Raw genomic sequence first — 13751 nt, 5'->3', positions numbered from 1 at the left:
TGAGATTCTCCCCCGCCGCTGTGCCGTTCAGGAATGGACACCATACTTTTGCCTCATGTTCGGCCACGACAACAGAGAATTGGCCGCCGTGTTCGTCGGGGGCGCGATCGGCACCATGGCCCGTGCCGTGCTCGCGCATTTCATCACCACCCCCGCGGACCAATGGCCGTGGACCACCTTCACCGTCAACATCGTCGGAGCGTTCCTGGTTGGCTACTTCACCACCCGACTGCTGGAGCGTCTGCCGGTGTCGAGTTATCTGCGTCCGCTGCTCGGCACCGGGGTGTGCGGTGGTCTGACCACCTTCAGCACCATGCAGGTCGAGACGGTCCGGATGGTCCAGCACGGGGCCTACGCGCTGGCCGTGGGCTATACCGTCGCGAGCATCGTGGCCGGGATGGTCGCGGTGTATCTGGCCACCGTGCTGGTCCGGCGGGTGCGAGTGCAATGACGACGGCGCTCATCTGGATCGGCGTCGCACTCATCGGCGGCGTCGGGGCCGTCGCGCGGTTCATGGTCGACCGTGCGGTGACAAAGCGTAAGAGCAACAGCTTCCCGCTCGGCACCTTCGTGATCAACATCAGCGGCGCCTGGCTGCTGGGTTTTCTCGGTGGGTTTGTGCACAACCCCAACGTGGCCCTGCTGGCCGGTACGGCGTTCGTCGGGGCCTATACAACGTTCTCCACCTGGATGCTGGAGACCCAGCGACTCGGTGAGGAACGTCAGCTGTCTTTCGCCTTCGCCAACATCGCGCTGAGTGTGGTGCTCGGCCCGACTGCAGCGGCATTGGGACTGTGGATGGGAGGCCTGTGTGTCCACCACTGACTACCTCAAACTGACAACCTATTTCGGCGAACGCCAACGAGCCGGCCAGCGGTTCCTGGCCGAGGAACTGCTGAACCTGTACGGCACCGAGAACGTGGCCACCAGCGTGGTGCTGCGCGGCATCGCCGGGTTCGGGCCCCGCCATCAGCTGCGTACCGATCAGACCCTCAGCCAGTCAGAGGACCTGCCGATCGCCATCGCGGCGGTCGACACCGCCGACAAGATCTCGGCGCTGGCTCAGCGGACAGTCGAGTTGACCCAGCGTGGTCTGGTCACCCTGGAACGCGCACAGCTGGCCACCGCGACACCGACCGGCCCGTCAACTTTCCCGTCGCTTCGCTCGCCCGAGCCACCTTTCCCGTCGCTTCGCTCGCCCCAAAACACCAAGCTCAGTGTGTACGTGGGTCGCCAGCATCGCATCGACGGTCGCCCCGCCCATGTGACGGTGTGTGATCTGTTGCACCGCAACGGCTTCGTCTGCGCGTCGGTGTTCCTCGGGGTGGACGGCACGGTGCGCGGGCGCCGTGAGCGGGCCCGGTTCCTCAGCCGCAACGTCGACGTCCCGGTGATGATCATCGCGATCGGCGACAGTGCCGTCGCAGCGGGATTGGTCCCCGAACTACAGCGATTGCTACCCGACCCGCTGATCACCGTCGAGCGCGCCGAACTGTGCAAGCAAGGCGGCCGACTGCTGGCCCGTCCCGGCACGCTTCCGGCGCACGACGCCAACGGCACACAGCTCTGGCAGAAACTGATGATCCACACCACCGAGGACACCTTGCACAACGGCGAACCGGTACACCGCGAGATCGTCCGACGGCTGCGGCAGATCGCGAACAGCCGAGGCGTGACGGTGCTGCGCGGCATCTGGGGCTTCGCCGACAACCGGATGCCACACGGCGACAAGCTGTTTCAGCTGGGTCGCCAGGTTCCGGTGACCACCATCGTCGTCGACACGCCGGAGAACATCACCACCGCTTTCGACGTCATCGACCAGATCACCGCCGACCACGGGGTGGTCACCTGCGAACGGGTGCCCGCGCTGGTTTCGGTAGACAGTGGATACCGGCACGGCGGTACCAATCTGGGCCACTTTCCCACATAAGAGGTAAGCCTAGCCTAAATGCTTCGTATCAAGTACGGTCCCTCGACATGGAGCCAACAACTGAATCAGTAAGCACCGGTCTCGCGGCGATCATGCGTGAGGACATGAACGTCGACATCAAACGAGTCACCCGCGAATCTCGGCTCATCGATGATGTCGGCCTGGACTCGGTGGCCTTCGCCGTGGGCATGGTGGCGATCGAAGATCGCTTCGGAGTCGCATTGTCGGAGGAAGACCTGCTCAGCAGCGAAACGGTCGGTGATCTCGAAGACGCCATCGCCGCGAAACTGCCGACCGCTCAGCATTCATGAGCAGCGCTGACCCCACCCTGGCATCCGCGCTGTCGCAGGCAATGACGGCGTCCACCCGGGATCTGGTGATCCTGGACCCCAAATCCGGTGACTGGCAACACCATCCGTGGCAGGAAGTCCACACCCGCGCCGAGAACGTCGCAGCATTCGTCGATGGCCACAGCCGGGTCGGTCTGGTCGGTGAGCCGACGGTCGAGTTCCTGGCGGGTATCTACGGCGCCATCTTCGCCGGGGCCGCGGTGTCCATCCTGCCCGGACCGATCCGCGGCGCGGACGTCAACACCTGGGCCGGGGCGACTCTGAACCGCTTCGAGAGCATCGGCATCCGCACAGTGCTCAGCCACGGTTCGCACCTCGAGCAATTGCGCGCAGGCACCCCCGACGCCAGGCTCCACGACGTCAGTGCCATCGCGCACGAACGTCGTTCCACAACATTCGCACCGTCCGGGACCGCCGAAGCCGGGATCCTTCAGGGCACCGCCGGGTCGACCGGAACACCGCGCACCGCCGAGATCCCCGCCAATGCCGCCCTGGCCAACCTGCGCGGACTCGTCTCCCGGGTCAACGTGACCGACGCGGATCGCGGGCATTCGTGGCTGCCGATCTACCACGACATGGGATTGGCCTTCATGCTCACCATGACGCTCGGCGGCGGAGAGCTGTGGCAGGCGCCCACGACGGCTTTCTCCGCGTCACCGTTCAACTGGCTCAAGTGGCTCACCGAGAGCCGTGCAACCATGACCGCCGCCCCGAACATGGCCTACGGCCTTATCGGCAAGTACGCCCGACTGGTCAGCGATGTCGACTTCAGCTCGCTGCGATTCGCCCTCAACGGCGGTGAACCCGTCGACTGTGACGCGACCACGCTCTTCGCGACGGAGATGGCCAGGTTCGGATTCGACGAGGGCGCAATCTGCCCGTCTTACGGCTTGGCCGAATCAACCTGTGCGGTAACTGTTCCCGTGCCTGGCGGCGGGGTGCGCCACGACGAGGTACACGTCGTTCGCAGCGACACCAGGACCACGCACCGGTACGCGGTACTCGGGCGCCCGATCGACGGCATGGAAGTCCGCATCGCCCCGACTGACGCGCCCCACGAACTCGTCGAACGCGAGGTCGGCGAAGTCCAGGTGCGGGGCACCTCGATGATGACCGGCTACTACGGGCAGCACCCGATCGATCCCGACAATTGGTTCGCCACTGGCGATCTCGGCTATTTCACCGACGATGGACTGGTGGTATGCGGCCGGGCCAAAGAACTCATCACCGTGGCCGGCCGGAACATCTTCCCGACAGAGATCGAGCGAGTTGCCGCGCGGGCCGACGGAGTTCGGGACGGCGCCGTCGTGGCAGTCGGCACCAACGAAAACGGATCCCGTCAAGGCCTGCTGATCGCCGCCGAGTTCAAGGGCGACGACGAATCTGCCGCACGCACCCAGGTGGTCTCACTGGTGGCCTCCGAATGCGGCATCGTGCCGGCCGACGTGGTGTTCCTCAAGCCTGGCTCGTTGCCCCGCACCTCGTCGGGCAAGCTGCGCCGCCTCGAAGTCAAACACAACCTGGAATCGGTAAGTTCATGAGCGTCCCGGACTCAGCGCTGGCATCGGCCCTGACGGAGTCGATGACCCGAACCACTCGCGATCTGGTCATCCTTGATCCCAAATCCAGTGACTGGCAACACCATCCGTGGCAGGAGGTGCACGCTCGCGCCGAGAACGTCGCCGCCCGCGTTGATGGTCAACACCGAGTCGGACTGGTCGGCGAACCCACCGTCGAGTTCCTGGCCGGTGTCATCGGCACCATACTGGCCGGAGCAGCGGTGTCCATCCTGCCCGGGCCGATCCGCGGCGCCGACGCAGATACCTGGGCACGGGCCACCTTGAACCGCTTCGGCAGCATCGGGATCCAGACCGTGCTGAGCCACGGTTCACAACTGGAGCAGCTGCGCGCTGTCGCGGCCGATACCGAATTGCACGACGTGAGCACAGTTGCCCACGAACAGCGGTCGACGACCTTCCGACGATCCACGACAAGCGAGATCGGCATCCTGCAGGGTACCGCCGGCTCGACCGGAACACCGCGCACCGCCGAGATCCCCGCCGATGCCGCCCTGGCCAACCTGCGCGGCCTGCTGGCCAGAGTCGGCCTCACCGACTCGGACGTGGCGCACAGTTGGCTGCCCGTCTACCACGACATGGGTCTGGCATTCACGCTCGCGGCGGCCGTCGGCGGCACCGAGTTGTGGCAAGCGCCCACCACGTCTTTCGCCGTCTCTCCGTTCAACTGGCTCAAGTGGCTCACCATGAGCCGCGCAACCATGACCGCCGCACCGAACATGGCCTACGGCCTGCTCGGCAAGTACGCGCGGCGGGTCACCGAGGTCGATCTGGGTGCATTGCGGTTCGCCCTCAACGGTGGCGAACCGATCAACTGCGAGGGCAGTGCTCTCTTCGCCACCGAGATGGCCAAATTCGGGTTCGACCCCGGAGCCTTGTCACCGTCCTACGGTCTGGCCGAATCCACCTGCGCGGTAACCGTTCCCGCGCCGGGTGACGGACTGCGCTACGACGATGTCACGATCGCGCTCGACAGCAACATCACTGTGCATCGGTACGCCGTCCTCGGCCGGCCGATCGAAGGCATGGAAGTTCGCATCGCCCCGGCCGACGCATCACACGAGCTCACCGGACGCGAGGTCGGCGAGGTCGAGATTCGTGGCACATCATTGATGCGCGGCTATCACGGCGAACATCCAATCGACCACGAGGATTGGTTTCCCACAGGTGATCTCGGGTACTTCACCGAGGACGGGCTGGTTGTCTGCGGGCGGATCAAAGAGCTCATCACCGTGGCCGGACGCAACATCTTCCCAACTGAGATCGAGCGGGTGGCCGCACAGGTCAAGGGCGTGCGTGAAGGCGCCGTTGTGGCCGTTGCCACCGACGGAAACCCCAGCCGACAGGGCCTGGTGATCACCGCCGAGTTCCGGGGTCCGGACGAAGCGGCCGCACGTAGTCAGGTGGTCGCACTCGTGGCCTCCGAATGCGGCATCGTGCCGGCCGAAGTGCACTTCGTACTGCCGGGCTCGTTGCCTCGCACGTCGTCGGGCAAACTGCGCCGCCTCGAGGTCAAACGCAATCTAGAAAAGGTGTGATGATGACGACCTTCGAAGCCCCTTCGATCGAGCTCTACCGGGCGCTGCTCAGTGAGGCGTTCGACGATCAGGTCCGGGCCTGGACCGCCGAAGCCGAAGAAACCGAGCGCTTCCCGCGGAAGCTGATCGAACACCTGGGCCGGTCCGGGGTGTTCGCGGCCAAGTGGGGCGAGGCTCAACACCCGGATGTGGCAAAGGTTTTCGCACTCGCCAACGAGCTGGGCAAGCTCGGATCGGCGGGCATCGGCGTCGGTGTCAGCCTGCACGACTCGGCGATCGCGATCCTGCGCCGGTTCGGCAAGTCGGAGTACCTGCGCGACATCGCCGAGCAGGCGATCCGAGGCGAGACCGTGCTGTGCATCGCCGCATCGGAGGAATCGGGCGGTTCGGACCTGCAGATAGTCGAGACCGAAGTCCGTTCCGCGCGTGGCGGTTTCGAGGTTCGCGGAATCAAGAAGTTCGTGTCGCTATCCCCGATCGCCGACCACATCATGGTGGTGGCCCGGAGCGTCGATCACGATCCGAACAGCCGGCACGGCAGCGTCGTGGTGATCGCGGTACCGACCGCACAGGTAGATGTGCAAGTGCCTTTCCGCAAGGTCGGTGCCGGACCGCTCGACACTGCTGCGGTGCACATCGACACCTGGGTGCCCGCCGATGCGCTGGTGGCTCGCGCCGGCACCGGGCTGGCCGCCATCTCCTGGGGCCTGGCCCAGGAACGGCTCTCTGTCGCCGGACAGGTCGAGGCGAGTTGCCGCAGGGTCATCGGAATCACCTTGGCCCGCATGATGAAGCGCCGCCAGTTCGGCCACACGTTGTACGAGCATCAAGCACTCCGGATGCGGCTGGCCGACCTTCAAGCCCGCGTCGACCTGCTGGGCTATGGCTTGGATGGGCTTGCAGCGCAAGGCCGGATGGACTTGAGGGCCTCCGCGGCCATCAAGGTCACCGCGGCACGACTCGGTGTCGAGGTGGTCAACGAGTGCATGCACATCTTCGGTGGCGCCGGATATCTGGTCGATGAAACGCCGCTGGGACGCTGGTGGCGAGATATGAAGCTGGCACGAGTCGGCGGCGGCACCGACGAGGTGCTCTGGGAACTGGTCGCGGCAGGCATGAAGCCCGACTACGACGGCTACGACGAGGTGATCTCGTCACCCGGGGTCACTGTCTGACCAGGATCACCTGAAATTCGATGGTCGCGATCGGCTGCACTTCGAGGATCCCGGCGAACGGTGCCGGCGGAGCGATGTTGTAGTCGGCGAACGCAATCGAGGTCTGCCCGACCGCGAAGACCCGGTCGCCCGAACGCTGCACATCGAGTCGCACCTCCACATGCCGGGTGACGCTTCTGAGGGTGAGGTCCGCAGGGACTTCCAACGACGCGGGAGCGCCGTTGGCCGGTATGCCCGACAGGTCGACGGGGTCGGAGACCTTCAGCTTGGCGGTCGGGAACTGATCGACCGCCATCACATCGGAGCTGCGAAACTTCTTGTCCCGCCCGTGATGCGGCGACTGCATTGAGGCCACGTCAACCGTGATGTTGGCTGACTGCAGCGTGGTTCCGTCGACCAGGACGGTGCCGCTGACACCGTTGGTGCGGCCGTCGACCGTCACGGTCTCCCACAGCAATTGCTGATCGGCCCGGTAACCGACCATCGAGCGCTTGGATTCGTCCCCAGGACCGGCCGTGACCACCCATACACCGCCGAGGTCGGTCGTGGCCGGATGCCGCTCAGACGGCAGTTTCAGCGCTGGGTCGGGCGCACCCTCGAGGTATTCGCTGTAGAGCCAGGGCCCTCCGACCACGCCGACCAGGCCCAGTACGGCCAGCAACATCAGGAGCCTTTTCGCCACTCCCCCTATATACAGGTAGCGCCGTCGTCGTACACAGACGGCGCCGGCACCGATCTACCGCTGGAACGCGTACAAGGCCATCCGGCGATTCGCCATGTCGTGTTCGCCGAGGAACTCACAGCCCACGTGCTCACACAGCCGTCGAGCACCAACGTTGCGATGATCTGGATCGAACATGATGCGACGACATGGCGATTCGATCTCGAACAGACTGGCCACCACGCGCGGCAGCAACATGGGGGCGATGCCGCGATTGACGAACCGGAGGTCGGCCACCGCGGCGTGTATGCCTAGATCGTGGGGGTCGGCGTCATACCGCGGCGCAATAGAGTCCTTGGCCGCTCGATAGACCTCGATATAGCCGACGTCCTGGCCGCGGAAACCGACGATGAACGGCCGCGAGTACGTACCGTCGAGCTGCGCCTGTAGGTGACGATGCCAGCGCTCGGGTGGCCAGTCGTACTCCCAGGCTTCGGCAAGGTGCGGTCGATTCATCCATTCGGACAACAGCTCGGCATCGTTGTCGGCGTGGGCCAGGCGAATCGTCCATGGATCGGCCAGATGCGGGGTCGGCGGGGCGCCGACCGCACTCACCTCGGCAGACAACGACGTCAACTCGCGGGGCAGCGCCGGCGCTTGGTCAATCTCAGTCATTTGAGGAGTGACCCTACCGCATCTAATTAGGGTAGGTTTGCCTACATATTTGCTCTTATCTAACTCAGTTTGATACCCGGCCCCATCGCGGCGATCCCGCAGTGCCAGAATCCGAATCGGCGCACAAACGAGTGAATAGGGGTTGTCCCCGATGGCGATCAGCACCACAGAGCGGGCCGAGCTGCGGGCAGCGGTCAAAGATCTGCTGGACGACGGCTGTACCGAATCCGACGTTCGCCGAGTCATGGACAGTGATGATGGCTTTGACCGCACGCTGTGGCGGCGGCTGGCCGAACAGGGCGTGACCGGAATGCTCATCGAGCCCGAGTACGGCGGGATCGGCCTGGGCGTACTGGAAGCCGAAGCGGTCGCCGAGGAAACCGGTGCCGTGCTGCTGCCCGCGCCGTTCATCTCCAGCTCGGTACTCACCACTGCACTGATCCAGGCCGCCGGATCCGACGAGGACCGCGCCCGGCTGCTGCCCAGCCTGGCCTCCGGCTCATCCATCGGCACCGTGGCGATCACCGGCACGGCTGGTACCTGGACGACCGACGGGGTGGATGTACGTGCCAATGCCGACGGAACACTCAGCGGCACATCGCATTACGTGGTCTTCGGCCAGGCCGCCGACGTGATTCTGGTGGTCGCACGCGGCGCGGATGGCATCGGAATCTTCGAAACGACTCCCGATGCCACGGGCTTCACGCGCACCGCGGCCACGGTTTTCGATCCCACGGTGCGATTGTCGACGTTCAGCTTTGACGGCACGCCCGCCCGCCGCCTGGGTGACGCGGACTGGTCGGCCGTGCAGCACGCCCTGGACCTGGCCGTGGTGACCATGGCCGGCGAACAGGTCGGCGGCGCCCGCCGGATCTTCGACATCACAGTCGAATACCTCAAGACCCGAATCCAATTCGGCCGACCGATCGGTAGCTTCCAGGCACTCAAACACATGGCCGCAGACCTGCTCCTGGACGTGGAGTCGGCCACCTCGGCCGCCCGACATGCGGCCGCTTCGATCGAAGATCACGAAAATCGAAGTGGCGCAGTCGCCTTGGCGGGCTTTGCGTGCGGCGACGCCTATCTGACGACAGCCATGCAGGCGGTCCAGATGCACGGCGGCATCGCCTTCACCTGGGAGCACCCCGCACACCTGTACCTGCGGCGTGCCCGGAGCGGACTTCAGCTGTTCGGCAGCTCGGCGGCGCACCGCGAGCGCTACCTGGTCTCGAAGGGAGCCTGAGGATGACGGAGTCACCCAGTACCGAACAACTGCGCGTCGAGGTCCGCGACTGGCTTGCCCAGCACTGGACCGGCCTACCGAAATCGATTGATCCCTGGGTCAGCTCCCCCGAACGGATCGCCTGGCTGGAAAAGGTCGTCGACGCCGGCTACGGCGCACCGACCTATCCCACCGAATGGTTCGGCCGGGGATACCGCAGTGACCTCGCCGCGGTGATCGGCCAGGAGTTCTCCGCAGCCAAAGCCACCGGCGCCCGGCAGGACAAATACAGCATTCCCGCCAACACCGTGCTCAAATTCGGCAGCGATGAGCTCAAAAGTGCTGTGCTGTATGACTTTTTGACTGAACGCTGCCGGGCCTGCCTGCTCTACAGCGAACCGGGCGCCGGGTCGGACCTGGCCGCCGTCCGCACCACCGCGGTACGAGACGGCGACCGATGGTTGGTCAACGGACAGAAGGTGTGGACCTCCGGCGCCCAGACGTCCGAATACGCCCTGTTGCTGGCGCGAACCGACTGGGACGTGCCCAAGCACCAGGGCCTGAGCTTCTTTCTGATCCCGATGCGTCAGCCGGGTATCGAGGTCCGGCCGCTGGTACAGATCACCGGCGAATCGCACTTCAACGAGGTGTTCATCACCGACGCGACGGTGCCCGAGACGAATCTGATCGGTGGAGTCGGCAACGGCTGGAAGGTTCTCCAGACCGCGCTGGCCTATGAGCGCTCTCTCATGGGTGACAGTGGCCGGTCGTCACGCAACAAGTCCAAGGCCGACAGCCTGGTCGAACTGGCCCGCGAGCACGGTCGCCTCGACGACCCGGTGATCCGGCAGTCACTGGCCAGGGTGCTGGCGCTGCGCGAGTTGAACAAGTTGAACGGCCTGCGGGCCAAGGCCGGCACCGACCAGGGCACGTCGAGCTCGATCATGTCCCTCGGAAAACTGGCGATGTCAGGAATTCTGCACAGCGAGGCCAGGCTGAAGACCGAGATCCTGGGCGCGCAGGCCCTGTTGGCCGGTAGCGACAGTCCCGAGGCCGACGACGTCAACTTCCTGTCGCTCAACGCGTACTTCACCTCCATCGGTGGCGGCACGGATCAGATCCAGCGCAACATCATCGGTGAGCGAGTGCTGGGGCTGCCAAAAGAACCCGACGTCGACCGCGACATTCCCTTCCGTCAGGCGCGACGGAGCTGACGGTCCTCAGAGACCCGTGAGGATGACTCCGGAAGTGATCAACGCAATCACCTTGACCACTTCAAGGCCCACGTAGACGTAGTGGCCGCCGGACCGCGGCCCCTCATCCCCACCCAATACCGAGGTGGTGTGCCGCGCCAGCGTCGGTCGCACCATCAACAACTGGATCATCAACGCGGTGATCGCCACCGCACACGCCAGATCCACTGACAGCGGGGTGTCGTGGCTATAGACCGCGGACCCCAACACCAGCGCGAACAACAGCTCGCAGATGTTGAGCGCGAAGAACACGACGCGGCCGATGCTGAGTGCGACCTGCAGACTCACGCCGGGCACATGGAATTTCAGCGGAGCTTCCATGAATGAGATCGCCAGGACCATGCCCAGCCAGACGAACACCACTGCCACGGCCAACCGTATGGCTACATCCACGCGGTGACCCTACGTCGCAGGCGTCACCACAAATGCCTGGCCGGCCAAATCCGTTCACCGGAAATTGGCACCGGATTTGGTCAAATGCGATCGAAAATACTGTTCACAATGTCGTCTCCGATACCGAATCCGGCACCGCGGACAATTGACTGACCGAAGTTGCCGCCGAGGAATCGCTGCAACGTGCCACCGGCCTGCTGATACTGCGGCTGCGCGTAAGCCTGCGGCTGATACTGCGGCTGCTGATACTGGCCCGGCGGCGGATACGCGGGCTGCTGATACGCGGGCTGCTGATACTGGGGCTCGGGGATCGGCGCACTCTGAACGTGGTTGTCCACCAGTGCGTGAATGGCCTGGAACACAGCGCCGGTGGCGCTCTCCTCGTCTCGAACGGCCAGCGCGATCTCCTTGAGGTCGAGTTGCCACTCCCGCGCATTGACATCCCCGGCAGCCACTGCCGTCGCCAGCTTGCCGGCGAGCGCCTGGATCAGCGCGCCGGTCTGCTGCGCTTGTTGCTGCAGGGCGGCGTACTGCCGGTCCACTGTTTCGACGTCCATAGAGCACCTCACATCCTCGAATTCGCTCGCCAACCTACCGTCGGAGCTGGCAGCCTGAGCTGGCCGAACGATGTGAATGGCCTGACCGAAAACTACGAGGTAGCTTTAGGAGTGTTGGCGGCGGCCGGTTTCGCCTTCAGCCGAATCAGATCAGCTGGTATTTGTGATTTGTACAGGCACTATTGCGTCGATCGAACGCTGCGGCGCCCGCGCCGGTCACCTGACTACAGCTGCCGTGTAACGCACACAGGATGAGCGTCGATACAACTGCTAACGTGGTCGTTAGCAACTTTGTTCGCATCACAAAGCTGGTGCGGGAGGGGAATTAGAAATGGCATTGACCAACAGAATGATCGCTGGGGCCGGCGGCGTCCTGCTGTCGCTGATGGCCGGTTCCGGCATCGCTTCTGCGCTCCCGGACCCAGGCCCGATCATCAACTCGACCTGTTCCTACCCTCAGGTCATCGCCGCGCTCAACGCGGAGAACCCGGCACTGGCACAGCAGCTCCAGGCCAACCCGATGGCTGTCGGCTGGCTGCACCAGCTGGTCAACGCCGGTCCGGATCAGCGCGCGAAGATGGTTCAGCAGGCTGAAGCCACCCCGGGCGTGACGCAGTACACCGGCGTGATCATGAACGTCGCGAACACCTGCAACAACTTCTGACACTCGTCAGCTAGAGCGCAGCCCGACTTGTAACGCCACGCTCCCGGCAGTTGACCCGTTCTGCCCGGAGCACAGCAATCAGGTTGGGCTGCGTTTTTGCGTGCGGATCCGGATGCCTTTGCAGCCCGTCACGCACGCCATGCCCGTCATTCGGCCCCGGTCGGTTCTCCGGTCGGGGCCGAATGCGTTCACGGCAATGGCGCGGCGCGCGCGGAACGACCGTTGCGACGCGGTCACATTTATATACCCATCAATAACTCGATGATCACTTCAACCACACCAATCACTAATGTCACAGGGGTCCGCTGCCGACGTCCGCAACGGCGTCGATCTCTCGAAAGGTGTGACCTTGTCGCCGCGTCCTCGCTTCGCTTCGGTCGCGCTGACGGCCGCAACAGTCGCCGCCATGACGGTGCACGTCGCGCCGCCGGTAGCCGCAGAACCGTGCCCGGGTGCCAACGGCTCAGCCACGGCTCCCATCTCTGGCCCATCTGGTCACCGGCCGAGTAACGCGAATTCGAACGCGCCACTGCCCAGGCTCGGCCAGCTGTCGCGCTCGCTCATCGGCGCCATCGCCCAGGGCACGGGTGCCCTGCAGCAACAGGCCGCGGTCGTTCCGGGCACACCACTGACGCCGCGCGCACAGACGGTCCAACCCGCCCCGGCCGCAGCCCAGCCCACCGAACCGCCGGCACCTGCAATCGACGCCGGCACGACATCACTGGTCGGCTGGACCACCGGCGATCAGAGCGCCGGCGGCAGCACACTGCCCCGGTTCGGCATCTCAGGCACCGACCTGGGCATCATGTGGGACAACGGCGATCCGGCGAATCACCAGGTGTTGATGATGTTCGGCGACACCTACGGCAACTGCAACGCCGCCAATCTGCAATGGCGCTACAACACGCTGCTGCGGACCAGCGACCGGAGCCTGTCGCACGGCGTCAGTGTGCCCGCTGGCTCCGTCAGTGACCCGTACTCAGGCTCCCCCGAATGGCAACCGAGCCTGTCCAAACAGGTCATCCCGACCATCCGGTGGGCCGAGCCGGAGAAGGGCATCATCCCGACGTCCGGAATCGCGGTCGGCAAAACGCAGTACGCCAGCTTCATGTCGATCAAGAGCTGGGACAACACGGGCTCGTGGACGACCAACTATTCGGGGATCGCGGTCTCCAACGACAACGGCCAGAACTGGGGCGTCTATCCGACCAGCGTTCGCCCCATGGCGCCGGGCAATGTGGCACAGGTTGCCTACGTCCCCGGCAACGAAAACTTCCAGCAGGGCGCGTTTCTCAAGGGCAACGACGGCTACATCTACTCCTATGGCACGCCGCCCGGCCGCAGTGGCTCGGGATACATTTCCCGCGTAACCCCGAACTTCTTGCCTGACGTGAGCAAGTACCAGTACTGGAGCAACGACAGCCAGTCCTGGGTGCCCAACAACCCCGCCGCCGCGTCTCCGGTGATCCCCGGGCCGGTCGGCGAGATGTCGGTGCAGTACAACACCTACCTCAAGCAATACCTGGTGATGTACTGCAACAACCTCTCCGACGTGGTGTTCCGCACTTCTCCGACCCCGGTCGGGCCGTGGAGTCCTGAGCGACTGGTCGTGTCCGCGATGCAATTCCCCGGCGGGGTTTACGCACCGTTCCTGCACCCCTGGTCGACCGGACGAGACCTGTACTTCAACTTGTCGCTGTGGTCCGCGTACAACGTGATGCTGCTGCACACCGTCCTGCCGTAAGCGGTCTGCCCC

The 13751-nt window shown here is 64.6% G+C and carries 15 protein-coding genes; 11 read left to right on the top strand and 4 right to left on the bottom strand.

Annotation, left to right across the window (positions count from 1 at the left end; all coding sequences use genetic code 11):
• The first annotated feature begins 55 nt into the window (after positions 1-55).
• The 7 genes from crcB (ABIA30_RS21145) to mbtN are packed head-to-tail and all read left to right on the top strand — an operon-like array spanning position 56 to position 6570.
• Complete coding sequence (crcB, locus tag ABIA30_RS21145) at positions 56-451, top strand: fluoride efflux transporter CrcB (protein WP_370068968.1); 396 nt, start codon at positions 56-58, stop codon at positions 449-451.
• Positions 448-825: a fluoride efflux transporter CrcB gene (gene crcB, locus ABIA30_RS21140; protein WP_370068966.1), complete on the top strand. Its 378-nt coding sequence runs from the start codon at positions 448-450 to the stop codon at positions 823-825. Before crcB (ABIA30_RS21145) ends, crcB (ABIA30_RS21140) begins: the two co-directional genes overlap by 4 nt.
• Positions 812-1930: a DUF190 domain-containing protein gene (locus ABIA30_RS21135; RefSeq protein ID WP_370068964.1), complete on the top strand. Its 1119-nt coding sequence runs from the start codon at positions 812-814 to the stop codon at positions 1928-1930. Before crcB (ABIA30_RS21140) ends, ABIA30_RS21135 begins: the two co-directional genes overlap by 14 nt.
• On the top strand, positions 1927-2241 hold the full coding sequence (locus tag ABIA30_RS21130) for an acyl carrier protein (protein WP_370069072.1): 315 nt from the start codon (positions 1927-1929) through the stop codon (positions 2239-2241). Before ABIA30_RS21135 ends, ABIA30_RS21130 begins: the two co-directional genes overlap by 4 nt.
• Before the next feature lie 17 nt (positions 2242-2258).
• Complete coding sequence (gene mbtM, locus ABIA30_RS21125) at positions 2259-3821, top strand: long-chain-fatty acid--ACP ligase MbtM (protein WP_370069070.1); 1563 nt, start codon at positions 2259-2261, stop codon at positions 3819-3821.
• A 17-nt stretch (positions 3822-3838) separates the two neighbouring features.
• On the top strand, positions 3839-5395 hold the full coding sequence (gene mbtM, locus ABIA30_RS21120; protein WP_370069068.1) for a long-chain-fatty acid--ACP ligase MbtM: 1557 nt from the start codon (positions 3839-3841) through the stop codon (positions 5393-5395).
• A gap of 2 nt (positions 5396-5397) precedes the next feature.
• Positions 5398-6570, top strand: a complete 1173-nt coding sequence (mbtN, locus tag ABIA30_RS21115; protein WP_370068962.1) for a mycobactin biosynthesis acyl-ACP dehydrogenase MbtN — start codon at positions 5398-5400, stop codon at positions 6568-6570.
• On the opposite strand, the gene ABIA30_RS21110 is transcribed toward mbtN, so the two are convergent.
• Positions 6560-7252 carry a YceI family protein gene (locus ABIA30_RS21110; RefSeq protein WP_370068960.1) on the bottom strand — a complete coding sequence of 231 codons (693 nt, stop codon included), beginning with the start codon at positions 7250-7252 and terminating at the stop codon, positions 6560-6562. The two genes, mbtN and ABIA30_RS21110, sit on opposite strands and share 11 nt — an antisense overlap.
• 54 nt (positions 7253-7306) lie before the next feature.
• Positions 7307-7906, bottom strand: coding sequence for a GNAT family N-acetyltransferase (locus ABIA30_RS21105; RefSeq protein ID WP_370068958.1), 600 nt, complete (start codon positions 7904-7906; stop codon positions 7307-7309).
• A 151-nt stretch (positions 7907-8057) separates the two neighbouring features.
• Here ABIA30_RS21105 and ABIA30_RS21100 point away from each other — a divergent pair, with 151 nt between their 5' ends.
• Both ABIA30_RS21100 and ABIA30_RS21095 read left to right on the top strand, forming a co-directional pair.
• Complete coding sequence (locus tag ABIA30_RS21100) at positions 8058-9149, top strand: acyl-CoA dehydrogenase family protein (RefSeq protein ID WP_370068956.1); 1092 nt, start codon at positions 8058-8060, stop codon at positions 9147-9149.
• Positions 9150-9151: 2 nt separating this feature from the next.
• Entirely contained in the window at positions 9152-10342 is a 1191-nt protein-coding gene (locus tag ABIA30_RS21095; RefSeq protein ID WP_370068952.1) for an acyl-CoA dehydrogenase family protein, read from the top strand.
• Positions 10343-10348: 6 nt separating this feature from the next.
• Here the strand turns inward: ABIA30_RS21095 and ABIA30_RS21090 are convergent, their stop codons facing one another.
• Entirely contained in the window at positions 10349-10774 is a 426-nt protein-coding gene (locus tag ABIA30_RS21090) for a hypothetical protein (protein WP_370068950.1), read from the bottom strand.
• Between the two features lie 80 nt (positions 10775-10854).
• Positions 10855-11316 carry a hypothetical protein gene (locus ABIA30_RS21085; protein ID WP_370068948.1) on the bottom strand — a complete coding sequence of 154 codons (462 nt, stop codon included), beginning with the start codon at positions 11314-11316 and terminating at the stop codon, positions 10855-10857.
• Positions 11317-11662: 346 nt separating this feature from the next.
• Here ABIA30_RS21085 and ABIA30_RS21080 point away from each other — a divergent pair, with 346 nt between their 5' ends.
• Positions 11663-11995, top strand: coding sequence for a hemophore-related protein (locus ABIA30_RS21080; RefSeq protein ID WP_370068946.1), 333 nt, complete (start codon positions 11663-11665; stop codon positions 11993-11995).
• 289 nt (positions 11996-12284) lie between these two features.
• A complete protein-coding gene (locus ABIA30_RS21075) occupies positions 12285-13739 on the top strand; it encodes a DUF4185 domain-containing protein (RefSeq protein WP_370068944.1) in 1455 nt (484 codons plus the stop codon).
• The last annotated feature ends 12 nt before the right edge of the window (positions 13740-13751 follow it).

It is taken from the genome of Mycobacterium sp. MAA66, assembly GCF_041261665.1.
In the GTDB taxonomy this organism is placed as follows: domain Bacteria; phylum Actinomycetota; class Actinomycetes; order Mycobacteriales; family Mycobacteriaceae; genus Mycobacterium.
The sequence above is the reverse complement of the archived record's forward strand: the minus strand, read 5'-3'. Positions and strand labels throughout refer to the sequence as shown.

Coding starts and splice junctions, on each gene's coding strand:
- crcB (WP_370068968.1), top strand. CDS start 56: ATGTTCGGCCACGACAACAGAGAATTGGCCGCCGTGTTCGTCGGGGGC.
- ABIA30_RS21105 (WP_370068958.1), bottom strand. CDS start 7,906: ATGACTGAGATTGACCAAGCGCCGGCGCTGCCCCGCGAGTTGACGTCG.
- ABIA30_RS21095 (WP_370068952.1), top strand. CDS start 9,152: ATGACGGAGTCACCCAGTACCGAACAACTGCGCGTCGAGGTCCGCGAC.
- crcB (WP_370068966.1), top strand. CDS start 448: ATGACGACGGCGCTCATCTGGATCGGCGTCGCACTCATCGGCGGCGTC.
- ABIA30_RS21075 (WP_370068944.1), top strand. CDS start 12,285: ATGTCACAGGGGTCCGCTGCCGACGTCCGCAACGGCGTCGATCTCTCG.
- ABIA30_RS21080 (WP_370068946.1), top strand. CDS start 11,663: ATGGCATTGACCAACAGAATGATCGCTGGGGCCGGCGGCGTCCTGCTG.
- ABIA30_RS21100 (WP_370068956.1), top strand. CDS start 8,058: ATGGCGATCAGCACCACAGAGCGGGCCGAGCTGCGGGCAGCGGTCAAA.
- mbtN (WP_370068962.1), top strand. CDS start 5,398: ATGACGACCTTCGAAGCCCCTTCGATCGAGCTCTACCGGGCGCTGCTC.